At 52.4% G+C, this 21,639-nt stretch carries 19 protein-coding genes; 10 read left to right on the forward strand and 9 right to left on the reverse strand.

Going from position 1 to position 21,639, the window contains the following annotated elements:
• Positions 1-60: 60 nt before the first annotated feature.
• From JQN73_RS08220 to JQN73_RS08235, 4 genes are all read right to left on the reverse strand, one after another.
• A complete protein-coding gene (locus JQN73_RS08220) occupies positions 61-1,008 on the reverse strand; it encodes a sugar kinase (RefSeq protein WP_205322588.1) in 948 nt (315 codons plus the stop codon).
• Positions 1,009-1,055: 47 nt separating this feature from the next.
• Entirely contained in the window at positions 1,056-1,823 is a 768-nt protein-coding gene (locus JQN73_RS08225) for a sugar phosphate isomerase/epimerase (protein WP_205322589.1), read from the reverse strand.
• Between the two features lie 240 nt (positions 1,824-2,063).
• On the reverse strand, positions 2,064-3,134 hold the full coding sequence (locus tag JQN73_RS08230) for a LacI family DNA-binding transcriptional regulator (protein ID WP_205322590.1): 1,071 nt from the start codon (positions 3,132-3,134) through the stop codon (positions 2,064-2,066).
• A 177-nt stretch (positions 3,135-3,311) separates the two neighbouring features.
• On the reverse strand, positions 3,312-3,695 hold the full coding sequence (locus JQN73_RS08235; RefSeq protein ID WP_240162478.1) for a RidA family protein: 384 nt from the start codon (positions 3,693-3,695) through the stop codon (positions 3,312-3,314).
• Positions 3,696-4,185: 490 nt separating this feature from the next.
• On the opposite strand from JQN73_RS08235, the gene uxaC reads away from it, so the two are divergent.
• From uxaC to JQN73_RS08265, 6 genes are all read left to right on the forward strand, one after another.
• Positions 4,186-5,580, forward strand: coding sequence for a glucuronate isomerase (uxaC, locus tag JQN73_RS08240; RefSeq protein ID WP_205322591.1), 1,395 nt, complete (start codon positions 4,186-4,188; stop codon positions 5,578-5,580).
• A gap of 30 nt (positions 5,581-5,610) precedes the next feature.
• Complete coding sequence (locus JQN73_RS08245) at positions 5,611-7,218, forward strand: UxaA family hydrolase (protein WP_205322592.1); 1,608 nt, start codon at positions 5,611-5,613, stop codon at positions 7,216-7,218.
• Positions 7,219-7,267: 49 nt separating this feature from the next.
• Positions 7,268-8,665, forward strand: coding sequence for a tagaturonate reductase (locus tag JQN73_RS08250; protein ID WP_205322593.1), 1,398 nt, complete (start codon positions 7,268-7,270; stop codon positions 8,663-8,665).
• Between the two features lie 164 nt (positions 8,666-8,829).
• Entirely contained in the window at positions 8,830-10,128 is a 1,299-nt protein-coding gene (locus tag JQN73_RS08255) for an MFS transporter (RefSeq protein WP_205322594.1), read from the forward strand.
• A gap of 243 nt (positions 10,129-10,371) precedes the next feature.
• Positions 10,372-11,097 carry a GntR family transcriptional regulator gene (locus JQN73_RS08260; protein ID WP_240162479.1) on the forward strand — a complete coding sequence of 242 codons (726 nt, stop codon included), beginning with the start codon at positions 10,372-10,374 and terminating at the stop codon, positions 11,095-11,097.
• 106 nt (positions 11,098-11,203) lie between these two features.
• Positions 11,204-12,415, forward strand: a complete 1,212-nt coding sequence (locus tag JQN73_RS08265) for a porin (RefSeq protein ID WP_370551356.1) — start codon at positions 11,204-11,206, stop codon at positions 12,413-12,415.
• A 132-nt stretch (positions 12,416-12,547) separates the two neighbouring features.
• Here JQN73_RS08265 and JQN73_RS08270 read toward each other — a convergent pair whose 3' ends face one another.
• Entirely contained in the window at positions 12,548-12,895 is a 348-nt protein-coding gene (locus JQN73_RS08270) for a hypothetical protein (protein WP_205322596.1), read from the reverse strand.
• Positions 12,896-13,461: 566 nt separating this feature from the next.
• On the opposite strand from JQN73_RS08270, the gene JQN73_RS08275 reads away from it, so the two are divergent.
• Complete coding sequence (locus JQN73_RS08275; RefSeq protein WP_205322597.1) at positions 13,462-14,853, forward strand: amino acid permease; 1,392 nt, start codon at positions 13,462-13,464, stop codon at positions 14,851-14,853.
• A gap of 766 nt (positions 14,854-15,619) precedes the next feature.
• Here the strand turns inward: JQN73_RS08275 and JQN73_RS08280 are convergent.
• Positions 15,620-16,033: a hypothetical protein gene (locus JQN73_RS08280; protein WP_205322598.1), complete on the reverse strand. Its 414-nt coding sequence runs from the start codon at positions 16,031-16,033 to the stop codon at positions 15,620-15,622.
• A 478-nt stretch (positions 16,034-16,511) separates the two neighbouring features.
• Between JQN73_RS08280 and JQN73_RS08285 the strand changes: the two genes are divergently transcribed.
• On the forward strand, positions 16,512-16,745 hold the full coding sequence (locus JQN73_RS08285) for a DUF1801 domain-containing protein (protein WP_205322599.1): 234 nt from the start codon (positions 16,512-16,514) through the stop codon (positions 16,743-16,745).
• A 130-nt stretch (positions 16,746-16,875) separates the two neighbouring features.
• On the opposite strand, the gene JQN73_RS08290 is transcribed toward JQN73_RS08285, so the two are convergent.
• Positions 16,876-17,199 carry a CzcE family metal-binding protein gene (locus tag JQN73_RS08290; RefSeq protein WP_205322600.1) on the reverse strand — a complete coding sequence of 108 codons (324 nt, stop codon included), beginning with the start codon at positions 17,197-17,199 and terminating at the stop codon, positions 16,876-16,878.
• 558 nt (positions 17,200-17,757) lie between these two features.
• On the opposite strand from JQN73_RS08290, the gene modA reads away from it, so the two are divergent.
• Positions 17,758-18,564: a molybdate ABC transporter substrate-binding protein gene (gene modA / locus JQN73_RS08295; RefSeq protein WP_205322601.1), complete on the forward strand. Its 807-nt coding sequence runs from the start codon at positions 17,758-17,760 to the stop codon at positions 18,562-18,564.
• A 322-nt stretch (positions 18,565-18,886) separates the two neighbouring features.
• A complete protein-coding gene (locus JQN73_RS08300; protein WP_205322602.1) occupies positions 18,887-19,336 on the forward strand; it encodes an SRPBCC family protein in 450 nt (149 codons plus the stop codon).
• 130 nt (positions 19,337-19,466) lie between these two features.
• Here the strand turns inward: JQN73_RS08300 and JQN73_RS08305 are convergent, their stop codons facing one another.
• Positions 19,467-20,891, reverse strand: coding sequence for a heavy metal sensor histidine kinase (locus tag JQN73_RS08305; protein WP_205322603.1), 1,425 nt, complete (start codon positions 20,889-20,891; stop codon positions 19,467-19,469).
• On the reverse strand, positions 20,888-21,568 hold the full coding sequence (locus tag JQN73_RS08310; RefSeq protein ID WP_205322604.1) for a heavy metal response regulator transcription factor: 681 nt from the start codon (positions 21,566-21,568) through the stop codon (positions 20,888-20,890). Before JQN73_RS08310 ends, JQN73_RS08305 begins: the two co-directional genes overlap by 4 nt.
• Positions 21,569-21,639: the final 71 nt, after the last annotated feature.

Genomic DNA, 21,639 nt, shown 5'->3' on the forward strand with positions numbered 1-21,639 from the left:
GCCTGCTTGTTGAGAGGTATGCATATCTATATGGTTTACTTAAATTGCTTAAATTGCTTCTTACTTTTTCAATTCTTCCTGATCCAGACGCGCTCGCGTTGGCAACCCTTCGCTATCGCCGATTACCTGAATCGCCATACCGCCGATCCGGTTTCCGCGTTCGACTGCAAATGCAAGATCGCGCCCTTCGAGCAACGCACTGATAACACCAACCGCAAAGCCGTCGCCCGCGCCTACCGTGTCGACGACGTTGGCAACCGGTAACGCGTCGACGGTTATTTCACGCTCTGCGGTGCGCACATAAGCGCCTTTTTCACCGAGCTTGATCACCACGCCTTTGGCACCGCCCGCCAGATAAAAATCAGCGATTTCGCGGGGCGTTTGCAAACCAGTCAAGATACGCCCTTCTTCGAGTCCCGGCATGATCCAGTCGGCGTAGGCGGCCAACATATTCAAGCGTTCTATCATCACGCCACGTGAGGCCCACAACGTCGGCCGCAAATTCGGATCGAAGCTGATGCTTTTTCCGGCTGCGCGCATTTCCTGAGCGATATGCAACGCCAATGCAAACGAGGTTTCGGAGATCGCCGGGGCCACGCCGGATAGATGCAGGTGGCGTGCAGCACCGAAGTATTCAGGCTGATAATCGGCAAGTGAAAGATGACTCGCCGCTGACCCTTTGCGGAAATATTCAATTTGCGGATCGCTACCATCATCGCTGCGCGATTTGAGTTGAAAGCCGGTGCGATAACGGTCATCAACGGTGACAGCGCCGATGTCGATGTTTTCGTCCTTTAGCGTCTTCAATACAAAGCGCCCGAAAGAATCCGCGCCAACCCGACTGGCCCAGCCGACTTTAAAGCCTAAGCGAGCTAATCCGATGGCGACGTTCAGCTCCGCGCCAGCGGCGCGTTTGACGAATGACGTAACATCACCCAGATCGCCGGGTTCGGTGGCGACAAAGAGCGCCATGGCTTCGCCGTAGGTGATTACATCAAGTGCTTGCATACTGGTCTCCAATGGGGCTTATCATTAATTTACTAACGATTTTAGTTTCACGCGGTGCGTAATTGCAGGACATGCTGCCTGGCGTCGGGGCCAATACCAGCCTCGGGAAGCGGATACTCAATGCCGCGTGGCACGCTTGCCGGTAATATCGCCAAACAGCTGTGCCAATAGGCCAACGTTTCTGCATTCGGGGCCGCTGCAAAACGTCGCGCTCCAACGCCTGCCACGCCTTTTAAATGAATGTACTGCACATACGGTGCCAACTGTTGCGCCGCTTGCAATGGATCTTGGCCGGCCCATACCCAGTTACCAATATCGAAAGTCATACCGACCGGTAGATTTTCCGCGCGGCAAATCGCAAAGAAATCGCTAAATTCTACGATGCATCCGCCTGTTGGCAGTTGTCCATTTTCCACCACTAATGCCACGTTACTGCTGGCTAAAGCTGCGCGCAAGGCGTGAACGTCGCAAGAGCCGGCGTAATGACCGAGTTGCAGTTTAAGAGACCATGCACCCAACGCTTCGGCTTCGCGCAGCAATGCCGAAAGCGCGACCAGATTGAGGGCGCCATCTTCAAGGAACAGGGGTTCTGGAGCAGAATACACGGCGCTCAGGTGTTGATCGTCCAGCAATCTCGATAACGCCTGTAATGCTTCAATACTGTACGAGAGAGGGTCATGCATTAGCTCGCGCCGCACCTCAAGGGCATCGGCACCGGCAGCGGCGACTAGTGGAACGAGCGCAGAGTGGCCTTGCTTGATGACGACATCCGCGCCATAAGAAGAAGCAACAATAACAATTTTTGGTAATGACAAACCTGTCTCCTGATTTGCTCGCGGCACTGTCGGCGCGCTGCAGCAGATAACACTTTATTATTCTTTTGCCCTGATATCTTACGCTAACGTTTCGTTCAATCTATTCCATAAACGCGTTGGAACCGATTCCATTTATTGTGTAAAAAATTAGCATCTTTGAAATTTTTACCACAAAGAAACAGGCAAACATCAATAAAATGCTTGGAACCGATTCCAAGATAATCCGTAAAAACGGCCTCGTCAAGGTTTTTTTCGTGATATGGGGTTCAGCGATGACCCTCGAATCTTTAACTCACCCGGGAAGCTAAGCACCCGCGCCGCGGTGGTGGCGCCCTCGATGCGCTGGATCAAAAACTCGACAGCGGCGTGGCCAATATCAAACGTCGGCTGGCGAATGCTGGAAATATCCGCGCCCGCCAGGCCAGCCCATTCAGGATCGTCGAAACCGAGTAAGCCGAGATCTTTCGGCCATTCTGCACCCAATTCGCGTAAAGCGAGCGCTACCCGCAACAGCATGCGCCCGTTACTCGCCAAAATGGCAGTACGCTGCGTGACCGAGGTTGCCAGACACAGGCGCAAGGCCGCGTCGAGCGACTCCGCCTGACGCAAATCGACTTCCGAGGTCACACTGCTACATTTCCCGGCGCTTGCCTCCACCAGCATTCGCATCGCGTGTTGACGTTCCTGGCGGCTGCTGATAAGACCAATCGGCTCGGTTAAAAAATGAATCGCGGTATAACCCTGATCCAATAAATGTTGGGTTGCCAGCGTGGCGGCCTGATCGTTATCCAGCCCGACCATATCGCATTTGATGCGGCTGGCACGGCGATCAATCAACACCACCGGCACGCCGGTACGGGTGATTAATGCCAGATCTTCCTCTGGCAACGCTATCGGATTCACCACCAATCCGTCTACCCGATAGTTGGTCAACAACTCTAAATAACGCTGCTCCAGCTTCAGTTCGTTAGCAGAATTGCATAACATCAGCATATACCCGTGCTGCTGGCAGGCCGCCTCAACGCCACGCATCACTTCGACCGAATAGGGATTGGTGATATCGGCGACGACCATTCCTACCAAACGGGTGCGACCGCGCTTTAACCCGCGTGCCATCTGGTTGGGACGGAAGTCGAGCTTGTGAATGGCGCGTGCAATCCGCTTGCGCAACTCTTCCGACAACGCATCCATTTCGCCATTGAGGTAACGTGACACGCTGGTCTTGCCGACCTGCGCTTCTCGCGCAACGTCATTGATCGTCGTGGTACGGGCAAGACCGGAGCTGATTATTTCGGTGGTTTTTTTTGTCATGGTCTGGTCAGTATCGGCGGAACAATTTTGCCGCGCCTATTATTCCACGCTTGTGCGCGCCTGTATGTAGTCGAATAATGTAGTCGAATAATGTAGGCCAATAATGTGATCCAATACTTTCCAGCCAGACAATCATACACACCGGTTTAATTTGTCATTAAGCCGTTACTTCATGCATTAAGTCGCCGTTGCTACGGAAAGCGCTGTCACCTCAATCTCAATCTTTAAGCCAAAGTGCAGCGGGCCGGTTGGCACGATTGCTCGCGCAGGCCGGGCGCTACCCGCCCACTGCGCGTAGATATCATTGAACGCCGGCCAGTGCGCAATGTCGTCGAGATAAATTCGCACCTGGACGAGTTGCTCTATGCCCGTGCCAGCTGCAAGCAATGCCTGCTCCACATTCTTCAGAACCTGCCAGGCCTGGACCTCGAAAGAAGCATCGATCAGCTTTTCACCGAGCGCCGTGATCGGCAATTGGCCGGACACGAAAACGAAGCCGTTCGCGACGACCACATGACTGTAATGACCGCCGGACGCGCAAGCATTGGCGTGGCCGGACAAACTAATGTCGACTGTTGATTTTTACCATCCATGAAAGCAGCTCCATTCAGTGAGTTTGCCGGTAGCGTCAAGCGCGTGGTACGCCGGAACTTGTGCGCCGGTTGCGCATACTTACCCTCGGATCGGAAGTTTATCGTTAGATAAACGATTATTAACGAGGCTATTGTTATCGCCGTTGCAACTACCGTTTCCGAAGCAACATTGACGTTTTAACTGTCACCGATAGGCAGGCAGACTCATACAAAATCACTGGCAGAGAACTAAAGCGCCATCGGGACCGAGAGGAACAATGCCGCTCCCGTATCAAAATTTATACAAATTTCTGGCAATTTTCCGCAATTCGATGATTTGCGCTTGCCTTTCTAATATATTACGCATAATCTTCTGATATATCAGAATAAGTGATCTGCTTAAGATCAAAACTCAACTTAACAGAATGCCCACGCAGCCAGTCGCGGCGCGGTCGTTCGCGGCGCGGAGACCACTGCAAATGACGACATTTATGGACCACGACTTTTTACTTAACACCGATATCGCCCGCCAGCTTTATCATGATATAGCAGCAAATCTGCCCATCATTGACTATCACTCCCATTTGCAACAAGGAGAAATCGTCGAGCGCAAGGTGTTCCGTAATCTGACTGAGCTCTGGCTCAGTGGCGACCATTACAAATGGCGACTGATGCGCGCTTCAGGCATCACCGAAGATTACATTACTGGTGATCAGGAAGACGAAGCGAAGTTTCGGGCCTTCTGCAGCATATTGCCATTGGCGATCGGCAACCCGATTTATCAATGGAGCCATCTGGAATTACGCCGTCTGTTCGGTATTGAGCTAACCATCAACGCAGCCAATGCAGGCGCAATATGGGAAGCTGCCAATGCCAAACTGGCCACGATGGATACCTGGTCGTTCCTGGAACAAGCCGGTGTCGAGATCGCCTGTACTACCGATGATCCTGCTGACGACCTGCTGCAACATGATGAAATCGCGGCCTCCGCCTTAACCTGCCGCGTGTTGCCAGCGTACCGTCCCGACCGGGCGATGCGTATCAACCGCGACGATTTCGTGGAATATCTTGCGCGCTTATCCACAGTCTCTGGGATTTCGATCACTTCGTTCGCGTCGATGATGGAAGCGTTGGCGGTGCGCGTGGCGTATTTCCACGAACGCGGCGGACGCATCTCTGATCACGCAATTGATACGACGCTGCCGCTGATTGCTGCGACACCGCAACAGTTGGAAGCGCTATTCGCAAAACGCCTGGGTGGCGCTCTGCTGAGTGAAGCTGAGATGGGCCAATACCTGCGCGGACTTCTCGCCGACATCGGCAAGGTCTATGCGAAATTCGATTGGGCCATGTGTCTGCACATCGGTGCGCAGCGTAACAACAATAGCCGCATGCAAGCCCGTCTGGGTACCGATACCGGTTACGACTCCCTCTCGGATATGACGATCAGCGCTGGTCTGGCCGGTCTGCTCGATTCGCTCGACGCAACCGATGAATTGCCGCGCACGATGTTGTTCTGCATGAATCCGAACATGAACGAAGTGCTGTCGAGCATGATCGGTAATTTTCAAGATGGTCGCGTCGTCGGCAAGATCCAGTTTGGCCCGGCCTGGTGGTTCAACGATCACAAAGAAGGCAATCTGCAGCAAATGATTTGTCTGGCAAACCACGGTGTTTTAGGCACCTTCGTTGGCATGGTTACGGATTCCCGCAGCTTTGCGTCCTATCCACGCCACGATTACTTCCGTCGCTTGTTGTGCCGCCAGCTTGGCCTGTGGGTTGAGGGCGGCGAATATCCCGCCGACATCGCAGCGTTGAGTCAGATCGTTCGTGGCATTTGCTACGAAAACGCAAAGAATTATTTCAAGCTTTAATCATCGGCAAAAACAACCACAGGAAGCCGTATGCCCAATTCGCAAAAAATACTCTGCATTCATCCCGACGACGACATGCTGGTCGCATTGACCGATCTTGTGCCGGGCGAAATTGTGGTGTGGGAGGATGCGTCGATCGTTATCTGCACGGCGGTCAAAGGTAAACATAAGTTTGCGCGTCAGGCCTTTGCCGTGGGCGAATTGTTGCAGCTATATGGCGTTCCGGTGGGCAAGGCCACGCAGCCAATTCGGCGGGGCGAAGCGGTGACAACCGACAATCTGGAACATTACGCGGCGCAAGTCGAACTGACGGCCAGCAACCCTTACCAATGGAGCGCACCTGAAGTCAGCCGCTTTGATGGGCTGACCTTTCCCGGTGTCGTGCGCGCCGATGGCCGTGTCGGCACCGCCAATTACTGGTTGATTTTCCCGTTGGTTTTTTGCGAAAACCGCAACGTCGAACATCTGCGCAATGCGCTTGAAGGTCCGCTGGGTTATAGCAGTAACGATCTGGCGGCGTTCACGCTGTCATTGTTGGGCGAGGATATGGAAGCGCCCAAACCGGTAGTGCGACCATTTCCGAACCTGGACGGCGTGCGCATTATCACCCACGCCGGCGGTTGCGGCGGAACCCGCGCGGATGCACGCTCATTGTGCAAAATTTTGGCGGCGTATGCAGACCATCCGAACGTGGCGGGAATTACGGTATTTAGTCTGGGCTGTCAGAACGCCCAGATCAAAATGTTTCAGGATGCATTGGCGCTGCAAAATCCGCACTTCGACAAGCCATGCCTTATCTATGAACAGCAAGCATGGGATAGCGAGCAGGCCATGATGAAAGCCGTCCTCCAGGACACGCTGAGCCACCTTAAAGTGGCGAACAATGTGGTGCGCCAACCGATGCCGCTGTCGCATCTGAAGATCGGCGTTAAATGCGGTGGATCGGATGGCTTCTCCGGCATTTCTGCGAATCCTGTCATGGGTCAGGTCTCGGATATGGTTGTAGCATTAGGCGGCTCGTCGATACTGGCTGAATTTCCAGAGTTATGTGGTGTAGAAGCCAGCTTGATCGAGCGCTGTGAAAGCGATGACGACAAACGTCGTTTTCTTGGCCTGATGCGTGACTTTGAAGCACGGGCCGAAGCAGTGGGCGCGCACTTTGCCGATAATCCGAGCCCCGGCAACATCCGCGATGGCCTGATTACCGACGCGATGAAGTCAGCAGGCGCGGCAAAAAAAGGTGGCACCTCGCCGATCGTTTCGGTGCTGGATTATGGCGAGCAAACGGATAAGCCTGGTTTGGCGCTGCTGTGCACGCCCGGCGGCGACGTCGAGTCGGTTACCGGCATCGTCGCTTCGGGCGCGAATGTGGTGCTGTTTTCCACCGGTCTGGGCACTCCTACCGGTAACCCAATCGTGCCGGTACTCAAAATTTCGAGTAACAGCCGGGTCGCCAACAAATTATCCGACTTGATCGATTTTGATTGCGGCCCCGTTATCAACGGCGCACCCGTACCGGACATTGCGAATCAGCTACTCGATATGGTGGTAGCGGTTGCTGGCGGTCAATATAAGGCGAAAGCCGATCGCTTGCAGCAATACGATTTCATTTTCTGGAAACGCGACATTTCGCTTTAAGGTTTTTATGCTGCCCCTGCTTCCTCTCCACCGCACTACAGCGTTTTCTTTGCCCATTAAATTTATTCAATTCGGCGAAGGAAACTTCCTGCGCGCCTATATCGACTGGCAAATTGATTTGCTCAATGAGCGCGTCGGATTGAACGCTGGCGTGGTGGTGGTGCGCCCGCGTGGCCATACTGTGAAGCCATTGCTGGATGTGCAGGATGGACTATTCACGACCTTGATTCAAGGCCTGGATGAAAACGGTGAAGCGGTCAAACAGTACCGAAAAATCAGCTGCGTCCAGCGCGAAATCAATGCGGTCACCATGTTCGCCGATTACCTGGCATTGGCGCGTAACCCGGATACGCGATTCGTCGTGTCTAACACCACTGAAGCTGGCATCGTCACCAACGATACGGACGCCTATGCTGATGCGCCACCCCTTTCGTTTCCTGCCAAACTGACCCGTCTGCTGTATGAACGATTCCTGCATTTCGATGGCGCGCAGGATAAAGGCTGGGTGTTCTTGCCCTGCGAATTGATCGACCATAACGGTCCAGCGCTGAAAGCTGCCGTTCTACACTTTGCCACGCTTTGGCAACTCGGTGAGCGCTTCATTGATTGGCTGGAGCAAGCCAACACTTTTTGCTCGACACTGGTCGATCGCATTGTCAGTGGATTTCCCGAAAATCAAATGGCCGATATTGAGGCAGAACTTGGTTATAAAGACCAATTTTTTGTCGTCGCTGAATATTATTACGTATTAGTTATTCAAGGCCCATCCTGGCTGGCAGACGAATTGCGCCTGGCGGATGCCGGTTTGAACATCAAGCTGGTTGATGACATCGCTCCCTACAAACAAATTAAGGTTGGCATCCTCAACGGCGGACACACCACGCTGGTCCCGGTCGCTCTGTTGGCCGGTTTAACGTCGGTTTCCGAAGCGGTCAATGATCCCGATATCGGTGGCTTCCTGATCGCTGCGCTAGAGCAGGAAATCATTCCTGCACTGCCCATGCCTTTGGACGAATTGACGCAGTTTGCAGATGACGTTTTACGGCGCTTTCGCAATCCCACGATTCATCATCGGCTGGAAGCCATTGCGCTCAATAGCTGGCCCAAGTTTGCAGCCCGCGTGATGCCGCAATTAACCGGTTTTCACACCTTGACTGGAAAGCTGCCAAAACGCCTGATCCTGGCGCTGGCTTCAACCCTGCTGCTTTACCGCGGCGATGTGATAACCCTGTCCGACGACGCCGCTACGCTGGCATGGTTTCAGGCAGCCTGGTTACGCGTTCAATCAGGACAAGGCGAAATAGAAGAACTGGTCAGCCAGTGGCTCGCCAATAGCAGTTTATGGGGTTCGGACTTGAATCAGATTGCCGGTTTGTCTGACGCAGTGCTGGGTGCCATCGTTGCCATTGAGCGCGATGGTATCCGATCGACCATCAACGCAATTTAGTAGTTTGGTAGTTTGGTAGTTTGGTAGTTTGGTAGTTTGGTAGTTTGGTAGTTTGGTAACTAGTAATTCAGTAATTTCAAAAAAAGAAGAGATTGACGGCACGCCTGACAATCCGAAAACTGCTTTCCGGTTGGAACCGCAGAACAAAAACAGATGGAGACAAAATGAACAAAATTAGGGGCATGCGCTGGTGGATGGTCGGTATGGTTACGGCCGGACTGATCGTCAATTATCTGGCGCGCAATACGCTTTCGGTCGCTGCACCGACCATGATGAAAGAATTGGATTTTACGACCCAACAATATTCGTATGTGGTCGTGGCATGGCAAATTTGTTATGCCTTGATGCAGCCGATTGCGGGTTATGTTCTGGACACCGTTGGCACCAAAATCGGATTTGCGGTATTTGCGCTCGCCTGGTCAATCGCCTGCGCCTCCGCCGCGCTGGCAACCGGCTGGCAAAGCCTGGCATTCCTGCGCGGATGTCTCGGCCTGGCTGAAGCCGCTGGCATTCCCGCGGGCGTCAAGGCTACGACCGAATGGTTTCCCGCAAAGGAGCGCTCGATTGCAATCGGCTGGTTTAATATTGGTTCCTCGGTTGGCGCTTTATGCGCACCGCCGCTGGTGGTCTGGGCGCTGTTGCACGGCAACTGGAAATGGGCCTTTATCATCGTCGGTGGCCTGGGAATCGTATGGAGTTGCTTATGGATGTGGCTCTACAAGCATCCAAAAAATCAGCCTCACCTGAGCGATGACGAGCGTAATTTCATCTTGAGCGGACAAGAAGCAAAATACACTAGTAGCGAGACAAAAAAAGCCAGCTGGTCAGAAATTGCCCGTAATCGTAACTTCTGGGCAATTGCTGTTCCGCGCTTTCTGTCGGAACCGGCGTGGCAGACTTTTAATGCATGGATTCCTTTATACATGGTCACCGTGCATCACATGAACTTAAAGGAAATTGCCATGTTCGCATGGCTACCATTCCTCGCCGCAGACATCGGTTGCGTTCTCGGTGGTTACCTCAGTCCGTTCTTTCATAAATACGCTGGCGTCTCGCTGTTTACTTCTCGCAAAATGGTGGTTGCCGTCGGTTGCCTTTGCATGATCGGCCCAGGCTGCATCGGGTTGGTTGCCAGTCCTTACGTTGCGATAGCTTTGCTATGTGTGGGCGGCTTCGCACACCAAACCTTGTCCGGTGCGCTGTATGCCATCACCTCCGATGTATTTGGCAAAAACGAAGTCGCAACCGCGACCGGCATGGCAGGCATGTCAGGCTATCTGGGAGCGACATTATTCACATTGGTGTTCGGCATTCTGGTGACGCAGGTCGGGTACGCCCCACTTTTCGTGTTATTGGCGGTATTTGATCTGGTCGCCGCCGTAGTCGTGGCATTGGCAGTGCGTGAGCGCTTTATCGGCGGCACCAGCGCGCCGATTGGTGCAAAGGCAATGCTCAATTCCTGATCACGATCTGAGCTCACAAGCGATTAAGCTATTGGAAATGGTGCCAAGCTGGTAGATTTGCGCATCAGCGTACCCTGCTGATGCATAAACTGCCCTATACACCCCATTTCCATTTTATTAAGGACCTGCGCGCACCGCCCCGGCAACCCATTGTTATCTCTGCGACCGTGAATATATGCGGCCAGAGCATCCAGCGATACCCGGGATTTGCGTAAGCCCTATGATTATTAAGCGAATCCAACTATGAGTGCATTACATATTGATCAGCAGCCAGTCGACGAGACGCCAATAAGTGCAGCGCGGCGCGTTTACCGCTTCCTGCGCCAGCGCATCATCGACATGACGTTAGTACCGGGAGCGCGTCTGGTGGAACGCGACATCGCCGAAGAGCTGGGGATTAGTCGCACACCGGTGCATGAAGCCGTGCAGAGATTAGCGGAAGAAGGCCTGATTGAAGTGGTCCCGCGCGTGGGCACTTTTGTGGCACGTATCCCGCTAGATAGTCTGGAGGAGGCGATGCTGGTCCGCTCCGCGCTGGAACTGGCGATCATCGAAAAAGCAGCCCAACGCGCAACCCCTGAAGGGGTGGCCCGTTTGCAGGCCATTCTGGCGGCACAAAGCGCCTGTATTCATGCTGGCGACAAGGCTGGTTTTCACCAAACCGACGAGGCTTTTCACGAGATGTTGTCAGAACTGTCGGGATTTCCCGGGGTGTGGCCGTTGATACTGCAAGCCAAGACGCAGATTGACCGCTATCGCCAACTGACTTTGCCTCTGCAAGGCCGTATGGACGGCGTATTGATCGAACATAGTGAAGTCGTTGCTGCGATCGCTGCTGGCAATCCGGCCAATGCGGTGGCAGCCATGCGCGATCATCTTGATCATGTCCTGCCATTGCTTGAAATGACACGCAAAATGCGCCCAGAGTATTTCATCGCCAGCGCCAAGCCTAAAACGAATAAATTTTAGATTTGCATGCGCAGTCATCTGCAAATGCAATGTTTTGATGCAGTAAAAATAGCGCAAATAACAAATAACAAATAACAATTTACAAAGTTTCAGGGAGAAACAGATGTTGCAGAGCAAAACGCTACAAAAATTGGTATTAGCAGGGTTGACGTTCGCAGTAACGCAAGCCTTCGCCGATAGCAGCGTGACAATTTACGGCGTCGCAGATTCTGCGATCGTGTACCAAAATAATCAAAGCACGCTCGGCAGCAACAGTGGTGGACTTTCGAGCATCAAAGAGTCATCAGGAATCTGGGCAGGGAGTCGCCTCGGCTTCAAAGGTACAGAAGACATCGGCGGTGGCACCAAAGCAATTTTCCAACTAGAGATTGGTTATAGCATCGACACCGGCGCTGCGCAATATGCAGGCGTCATGTTTGGACGTCAAGCCTTTGTTGGTATCTCCGATCCGACCTACGGCACGCTCACGGCCGGTCGCCAATACACGGCCTATTATCTGCAACTGGCACCGTATAGCCCAACCACCTGGTTAAGCGGCGCGTTAGGCGCGCATCCGGGCGATCTGGATGGATTAGACACCGTTCTTCGCTCCAACAACACGTTGCTGTACACCTCACCGACCTTAAGCAACTTTACTGCGGCCGGGTCTTACTCGCTGGGCGAAGTTGCCGGTAGTGTCAAGCAAGGGTCTACCTGGAGCCTTGCATTACAATATAAAAATGGCCCATTCGGTATGACCGGTGCCGTTCAGCGCGTCAATAACTCGACCCCTGGTGGTGGCGCTTGGGGAACCGATTCATCGACAAACTCCGCCGGTCAGCCGCTGGTTTCTGCCGTCACCAATGGCTATCAAACGGATGCCGCGCAACAGCGCGCAACACTCGGCGGAGGCTATAACTTCACGCCGGCGTTGGATATTTCTGTGATCGGTTCGAACGTCCAGTACATTCCGGGTGCAAACTCGAAATTTACCGGAACCGCGATATTCAACACGCTAGGCTCGGTATTGCACTACCGCATTACCGCACCGTGGGATCTGGCGGTCGGTTATAGCTACACCAAAGCGACCCAGGCCAATGGCATTCAGAATGCAGCGACCTATCATCAGTTTACGCTCAGTGAATATTACAATCTGTCCAAGCGCACCGGTCTGTATGCAATCCAAACCTATCAACAAGCTGGTGGCAAAACACTTGGTTCGAATGGCGCGGGTAATATCATCAACGCCACGGCCACCATCGGCGACGGATTTCAGGGAACGCCGTCTTCATCTAACCGTCAAGTTGCCATCGCTCTCGGTATAGTGCATCGCTTTTAATATTGTCTGATAACGCGGTCAATGCGTAACTGCATCAGCCGCGTTCAACAATCATCTGCTTTAAATACCGACGACACGTTCTGGCGAATCAAGCTATGTGAATGCAGTGTTCATCCGTAATATCACGGACTTTCAGGGAATCGTCGTCGGACGAAGGCGACCAAAAATCCGGCGCAACACATGCCGGATGACAGCTAAGGCGACCCCAAGCAATCCCAATATCATCAGGCTTGCGCCAAGTCCAAATTGTCGCGGCATCTCCCCGCTTGAGGGAGAGTCTGGAACCGCAAAGACCATGCCTGCGGTGCCGACAATAATCAGCCCCGCACAGCCAATCCAATACCAGCGCCCTTTACGGGATCGGCACGCTTTCCAGATTGAATAGAGCAAACTCGAAAAGTAGAGCGACGCGCACAGACAGATTGCGATCAGCTCCGAAATCGTCCATGCATTGGGATTTGCTTCGGCTCCTGAAAACACGCGGTTCTCCTTCTTTTGACCATCGATAAAAAAATGAAGGCTTCCGCCCTCTTGTTCTGGCGATCAGCCACGCCATTAGTTCCACTCGACCGAGTCCAGCTGTAACCAACAAATTTTTAGCCGATTAAAAAGCCCTATCGAAATGTTCGCCCGTTTCTTCGACCAGACTTGACGCTTTTAAATTCCTCAATCGTGACTCATCAAGCGATTTCGCTCCTCTTCCTCACAACGCGCCCGATACATTTATCCAACCGTCATTAATTTCTGAATTTCAACTGTTTTTTGGTTACAAATCCTGCCAAGTGAGCGTTAGCATAGCGCCATATTCAAGGAAAGAATCCTTTTGTAGCAGTAAACACGGACCGCATGGATCGAACGCAGCGGACCTTGTCTTTACGTAAATAGCATTACGGCATCTTAAAAGGATGCCTCCCAAACCTAAATCGCCTTATGCACTGCATGCAGTCAAAAGGTGAAAGCATCACCGGGACAAGGCTTCTTCAGATTGCCGTTCCAAAAGTTGGCAATCCGATTCGCCATACGTCAAAAAAAACAGGAGATCAATAATGAAAAAAAACGACCAGGGCCTGCATCGCGGCTTGGGCGAGCGCCAGATTCGGCTCATGGCACTGGGTGCCGCAATCGGCGTCGGACTGTTCTTAGGCTCCGCCAACGCCATCAAAATGGCCGGGCCGGGCATCATGCTGGCCTACATCATCGGCGGTATGGTCATCTTCCTGATTATGCGGGCACTCGGTGAAATGTCGGTTCACAACCCCGTCGCCGGATCGTTCAGCCGCTATGCCAAAGACTATCTGGGCCCACTGGCTGGCTACCTGACTGGCTGGAACTATTGGTTTCTATGGCTGGTTACCTGCATCGCCGAAATTACCGCAGTCGGCATTTACATGGGTATCTGGTTCCCCGACGTGCCGCGCTGGATTTGGGCGCTGGCCGCCCTTGCGGCGATGGGCTCCGTCAACCTGCTGGCGGTGAAGGCCTACGGCGAGTTTGAATTCTGGTTCGCATTAATAAAGGTGGTCACCATCGTACTCATGATCATCGGTGGCCTTGGCATGATCGTTTTTGGTCTGGGCAACCATGGTGTTGCGCTCGGCATTTCGAACCTGTGGAGTCACGGTGGATTTTTACCGCACGGCGTACAGGGCGTGCTCATGTCATTCCAGATGGTCATGTTTGCCTATCTGGGCGTAGAAATGATTGGACTGACAGCGGGCGAAGCAGCCAACCCGAAAAAATCGATTCCCGACGCCATCAACTCGGTGTTCTGGCGCATCATGATTTTTTACGTCGGCGCTTTGTTCGTCATTTTATCGATCTATCCATGGAATGAAATTGGCGTACAAGGCAGTCCGTTCGTCATGACCTTTGAGCGCCTTGGCATCAAAACGGCCGCGGGCATCATCAACTTTGTCGTGCTCACCGCTGCACTATCGTCCTGTAATGGCGGCATTTTCAGCACCGGCCGCATGTTGTTTAACCTTGCCCAACAAGGCCATGCACCACGCGCTTTTGCAACCACCTCCGCCAACGGCGTGCCACGTTGGGCCGTTTTAACATCGGTGATCGCCCTGTTGTTCGGCGTATTGTTGAATTATCTGGTGCCGGAAAAAGTGTTCATGTGGGTCACCTCGATCTCGACGTTTGGCGCAATTTGGACATGGGGCGTGATTCTGGTCACACAACTACGCTTCCGCAAATCCCTCTCCTCATCCGAACGAAAAGCGCTCGCTTTCAAAATGCCTTTCTGGCCCTACGGCTCATGGATCGCACTAGCATTTTTGGCGCTGGTAATCGGCTTGATGGCCTATTTCCCAGACACCCGCGTTGCACTCATCATCGGTCCATTATGGCTGGTACTTTTGACGATCCTGTATTACGCGCTGCGCCTTGCACCTCAGCATAATCAGGTCGTGGGGAGTGTTAAGGCGGGGTAATGGTCATTTCTGTGCGTTAGGGGATCAGTTTTCTCGGTCTCTTAAGTGCTTGGAAGTTGCTTTTTGTAAGGTCGTTGCTGTCCGCCAAACTCACGCTAAATCGGGCAAACCCGCGATTCCTTAACGCAATACCAATATCAAAAAGTGCTCTGCGGAGCGCTTTTTTTTCGCTGAAATCATGGAACGGGGTAAACCCACATAACGTTTTGCCTCGCTCCGAATAGCCGTACTCACTCCCCCCACTCAAAGAAGGTTCTGTATCGAATAACGAAAACTCTGTACATAACCGAAAAAATTCTCCTGATGTTTTGCGCTAAAGTTGATTGGTGGGGCATCGCTATCCATAAGGAATAGCGTTAGTTGTCCGAGGTAATTATCAAAGAATGCGCCTCTGCGGAGAATGGAACTATTCCCGCATTCTTTGCCAAAATCATCGTCTCTTACAATCGGAATAAGGTGCGACAAGTCGCCCTCAGACTTCATATGATGCCATTACCGATAAAACGCTCAAAGTTAACACCTCGGGTTTGGTGACGGGACTCAGCGGCAAAAATGCCATCACGCTTCTGGGTGAGATATTTATCATATACAACACGCCAGAAAAATCAGGCTATAACAAGATATTCTTCGATATCTAGCCGCCTGAATAAAAGTGGCCAAACGCGAAAAGGCTGGCCACTAATGGGCCAGCAGGGAGTCATCTTTCAGACAAAACATCCATTCACGCGAGTGCAGAAACAGCCTTTATTTCGACAATCCGATCCGTCTATTTCTGGGTCGATTTGCTTTTGGGGTTGATTTCTTTATTGGCTGCATAAGGGTGAGGATCAACGGCATCAGCACTTGAATGGGTATCATCCGTGCCCTGATCCATTCGATCAATCTCAGCTGATGCAACGTCCGCCAGCAGCTTTGAGGACGTAGAGGCCAGCCGTAACAAGCGTTCGGTGTCTTCGATATTCAGCACGGGTATGGTATCGCTGTCTTCGCTCTCTCTGTCCATCATACTGAAATGGGCCAGATCAATGCAGGTCTGAACACCTAAACAAATGTCCTTGGTTTGCGCAACAAATTGTGCGTGCGGATCTGTTCTTTGGTGAGGCGGCAACCATGAGAATGCTTCGTGGATTGACTCGGATGTTGATGCAACTGGAAATGTTAGATCATTCGGCTTGTTCATGATTGCATCTCCCTGATCAAAAGGGAGACAGCGCCGGACACATCTGCACGTCGTGATTCTAAATCGTGGGCTGTGTTTTCGTCAGTGGCGTAGGAGATTGCCGCTGCACATGTAAAACTTCGGGCTATTTGTATAAGAGGGTTGATTGGCGTGGCAATGCAATGCATGTTTTGATTATCCTTAAATGGAGTTAATACTGGCAGGATATAGCCTGCCTACGGCGTCGCCTAATTAGGGCGCGGCAAATGTATTCGCACAAACCGATGTTGTGGCGGCTGTACGCTCTGGATAATGCGGGTTGCAAAGCCCGGCCCCCTCTTTCTCTGGGGAAACATGAGTATAGAGCATCATGGGGTGTTTTGGGAAGGCTTGAAGTATTTATCCCCACTAGCTTTATTAATTCTCGAAAATGTCTAATTAGACAGATAATTTCGCCCTAGGCGATCCTTGGGGAGCACTTTCCTTATTTTTTCCTTGGTTGACAAATTGCGAAGCCTACAAGAATGTCGTGAAACTGACCTTCGCCAAGGGCGCATCTCTAGAGGATCTAATGGGTCTGTTCAACGCAAGCCTCGACGGAAACGACCACCGCGCGATCGACATCCACGATGGAGAGGAAATTGACGAATCCGCCTTTAAGGCGCTTATTAATCCGGCGAGCGCCCTTAACAGTTCCAGCAAATTGAAATTGACGAAGAAAGCGAAGTCTTGAGGGATTGCAACTTTAACGGTGCGCACCTGCGCTATAGAAGCTTGCCATGACAAGGAAAACCGCTAGTGAGACAAGGGCCGGAAGTGTCGATAAATAAATCCTTCGGCGCTCCCAACCATGTCCAGCATCATCATTCCATGTACAGCGGATTAGGCGCTACATAAGCGACCACTTTATGGTTAAGCACAGAAGTTGTGCGGTTCAGGTCGAACGAAGAAATATCCGACGAGCCATCAAAATTCCATGCGAACGATTTATCACCCACCACAAATTTTACCGTCTCACCACCAGTGACATTGACGTATTTTGTGTCAGGTTTGATCACGATGACGCGGGTAGCTGCGGAGTCCGCTACTGGATCGCCCAGAAGAGTGATCTTGGTCAGGCCGCCGGCAAAGGCAGAAGCACTAACGGCTACTAAGGCTGCAACAGCGATCAAATGTTTGGTGTTCATTTTTTTCTTTCTAGTGGGTTACTGATTTGTAACTAAGGTAGAAGTGGCTACCCAATGAAGCTATTTTAATACTTGCCTAGGCAATGATAAATACCTAATAAATCAATGCACCATTTCTAAATTAGAAACAATCGTGTGCGATAAAGAGATCGGGCAGCGGTAAAGAGCATTGTCGCGAGGCCACGCTCCGCGAGCGCACAGGGCACACTAGCATCGTGACGGGGCTACAGATCAAAAACGAGGAGCTGGAACGAAGCAGGGAGAACGGCGCTACGGGCTGAAGAGGAGACAAGTTGCCACATTAAACCCGTTAAGAATCGCCCATGCTAATCTACGTTCATTTGATTTATCTAGTTTCCCCTTCAGGTGTAATCAGGCGTCTTTCCGATCGCAGCAGAACCAGTTTTGACCAGGCAACGCCTTTTCCAACCCGGTCTTTCACATGCCGTCGTGGCCGCATATTGTTGCCGATATTGGCAAACGTGGCGACGGAGTGATGCAAATCCATTCTATTGAAAGAAAAACCAATTGAACCATTTCACCTCGCTTGCAAGATACGTGATTATCCCTTTCGCCCTATACGCGGGCGTTGCAAATGCTGCATCGGAAGCACAAGCGCCGGTGAGTGTGTTTGCTGCCGGGAGCTTGACGGGTGCCATGACTGCGGTCGCCAAACTCTACTCTCAGCAGACAGGGCAGAAAATCGAAACGGTGTTTGGTCCTGCTGGCTTGTTGTTGAAGCGCATCGAGAATGGCGAGCCAGCGGATATTTTTGTATCTGCCAATATGGCGCATCCACAGAAACTTGCGGACGATGGATTTGCCACGCAGCCTGTTGTTGTCGTGCGCAACAGGCTGTGCGCGACAGCGCTGCCGGAGTTCAAGCTGACCACGGAAAATTTGTTGGACCGGTTGCTGGATACGCGCGTCGGGTTGGGCACCTCGACACCGAAGGCCGATCCCGGAGGCGATTATGCCTGGATGATGTTTGCGAAGGCGGAAAAAGGGCGTCCCGGCGCACAAGCCATTCTGGAAAAGAAGGCGCAGCAGCTGGTCGGCGGTACAAACAATCCGCCTGTCCCTAAAGGACAGGATGCCGTGAAATATTTCTTCGCGCAAAAGAAAGTGGATATTTTCCTGGGGTATTGTAGTTCGCGTCAAACCACACCAGATCCCGATTTCACCTCTGTAGAGTTACCGGCAGCACTGTCCGTCACGGTTGATTACGGCTTATCCGTTGTAACGCGGGCGCCGAAATCTCATGACGCTGCGTATCGGTTTGCCCTGTTTCTTTTAAGCCCGCAAGCGCAAAAAATATTCGGTCAGTATCGATTTACAGCAGTGGCGATCACCTCAGCGAACTAGTACCCTCTATTATCTGAGTTTGCCCCAGCGGCCATTTATATTTAATGCTGACACTAGACCTCGACAAAATGGAATGGACTTCGTCCGAAGGCATTCCTTTCGCACCATAAGCACGATGTTAGGCCTCACGTCCCTCATCAACGCTTGCGTGACGCTTGACTCGATCAGGCGCGAGACTATTATTATCTATACGAGCTTTCGCTTTTTGATCGAGCCTAAAGTAAACCGGCTCTTAACTTACTTACCGGAATCATTAATTGCTTAACTTAGCATCGAACTCAGATATGAGGTCTACCCGACTGCGAATCGAAAGGAAATGATCATGCCAACCAGAGGTACTATCCGACTTCACCGGGTGCTCCGTTCAAGTCCGGAACGCATCTATCAAGCATTTTTGAACGCTGATGCAATGACCAAGTGGCTTCCCCCATACGGTTTCATCTGCAAGGTTCATCATATGGATGCAAAAGTTGGCGGCGTTTATAAGATGTCGTTTACAAATTTTGCGACCGGCCAAGGCCATTCATTCAGCGGAGAGTATCGTGAATTGGTGCCGTTTGAAAAAATCCATTACACCGACAAATTCGATGATCCGAACCTTCCCGGAGAAATGCAAACTGTGGTGAGCCTGAAGCAAGTGCTGTGTGGAACCGAGATCAGTATTGTACAAGAGGGGTTGCCGGACGCCATTCCGCTTGAGATGTGCTATCTCGGATGGCAAGAGTCGCTCGCCCAACTTGCGACACTCGTTGAGGCAGAGATTTCAGAGTAACCAGATAGTCGCGTTAGGACTCTCTTAACGTAGCGCTGTCCTGATATCCGGCACACAGTTGGCGACCTATCCACGCAACAAATGCCCGCGGCAGAGAATTGCACACTCTACAATTGCGCGGGCTACTTTCTTAGGTTAGTGCTTTTAATTCCTGGGGCGTCTGTGGGAAATACAGGCTGAACCGGACCAGTCCCGCCGCGGAACAACTTACTTCGGCGCTGCCGCCGTGCACCAACATGATGGCCCGCACTATTGCCAACCCCAAACCATTTGATTCCGTGAATTCACTGCGCGACTTATCGCCGCGGTAGAAGCGGTCGAACAAGCGGTCGAGTTGCTCTTGCGGGATCGGATCGCCCTGATTTTCCACTTCAATACAGGTGCCCTGCGCCTGTGGCTTGCCGCTTAATCGTACAGTGCTTCCAGGCAGCGCATAGCGCACTGCGTTCACCGCCAGATTGCTGACGGCGCGACGCCACATCACCGAATTGACTTGCAGCTCGCCGCTGGCATCTACCACCAGCTTGATGTCGCGCTCTTCGGCCATACCTTCAAAATACTCGGCGATCTTGTGCAACTCAACGGCCAGCACCAACGGCGTTTTTTCGACCGAGAGACCTGCATGGTCGGCATGCGCCAGGAACAGGATGTCTTCCACGATACGGCTGAGGCGTTCAAGTTCTTCCAGATTGGATTCCAACACCTGCTGATATTCACCGGCATTGCGTACCTTGTTCAGCGTTACCTGAGTTTGTCCCATCATGGCACCGATGGGGGTACGGATCTCGTGCGCGAGGTCGGCAGAAAACTGCGACAGGTGTTCATAGCCGTCAGAGAGTCGGTCCAGCATGGCATTGAAAGATGCCGCGAGCCGCCGCAATTCTTGCGGCGCGTCTTCTTCGCGCAGGCGTATCGCGATATTGGTCGGACTGACTTCGGCGGCGCGCTCGGCCATCGCAATCAACGGTCGGAAGCCGCGCTTCAGTATCAGAAAACCGAGCAGCGCTGCCAGCAGCACCGATATTGCAGCGGCACCGATCACTTGCCAATAATATTTGGATAGAAGTTGCGATTCCTGCGTCATCACATGGGCCCCCACGATCACTACTTTGGAGCCATCACTCCCCACTTGTGCCTCGGCCGAGATCCAGCGCACACGCACACCATCGGCGCGCTCTCCTCTTTGCAATGTCGCCAACGTTAAGGGCTGATTCAACCCCACCGGCATCATCGGTGGTGGCGTCATATTATCCGGATTGACGCGTATGAACGGTGCCTGCCCCGGGTAAGCGAACATCAGTACATCTTGCTCGCTGCCCAGCATGGACTCAAATAATGTCGGCCGATTTTCCATCTGCTTGACGTTGTAGAGATCGTGCAGCAGCGTGCGGAAATGCGCGACCCTGCCGATCAGCGAATAATCGGCACGGGATTCCAGCGCCTGCCGGGTCGACGTGTACAAGTACATACCGAGACTGGTAACGATGGCGCAGGCAATCAGCGCGAACAGAAAGGAGACGCGTACAGTCAGTGAGCGGGTACGCCAGAGATTCATGGATTTTCAGAAAACATATAACCGATACTACGCACCGTGTGGATCAGTTTTTGTTCAAAAGGATTGTCAATTTTTGCGCGCAAGCGCTTGATGGCGACGTCAACCACATTGGTGTCGCTGTCGAAATTCATGTCCCAGACTTCGGAAGCGATGATGGTGCGCGACAAGGCTTCATCCTGACGTTTAACCAGCAGATGCAGTAATAAGAATTCCTTGTTGGTGAGGACGATATCGATGCCCTGACGCGTGACTTTTCGGCGCAACAGATCAAGCTGCAGATCGGCCACTTGAAAGAAATCCAGCGCATGCACCTCCCGCATTACGCCGCGGCGCAGCAGTGTGCGAATCCGCAGCAGCAATTCAGTAAACGAAAACGGCTTGACCAGATAATCGTCGGCACCTAGCTCTAGACCGTGTATGCGGTCATTCACATGGTCGCGCGCGGTCAGGAAAATGACCGGCAGATCGCGGCGGGCGCGGATCGCACTCATGATCGTCCAGCCGTCGGTGCCGGGTAACATGACGTCCAGCACTACCAAGTCGTAGGAATTCTCCAGCGCCATGTGCAAACCGTCGCTGCCGTTGCGAACCAGATCGACCGCATAACCTGATTCGCGCAGACCTTTCTTGAGATATGCCCCGGTTTTTGGGTCGTCTTCGATGACGAGGATAGACATGCTCATTCCTTGATGGTGATGGCACATTCTATCAATTCCCGCGTCGGGAATAATGACAATATTGTCATTCA

The sequence above is a fragment of the Glaciimonas sp. PAMC28666 genome (assembly GCF_016917355.1).
Classification (GTDB): domain Bacteria; phylum Pseudomonadota; class Gammaproteobacteria; order Burkholderiales; family Burkholderiaceae_D; genus Glaciimonas.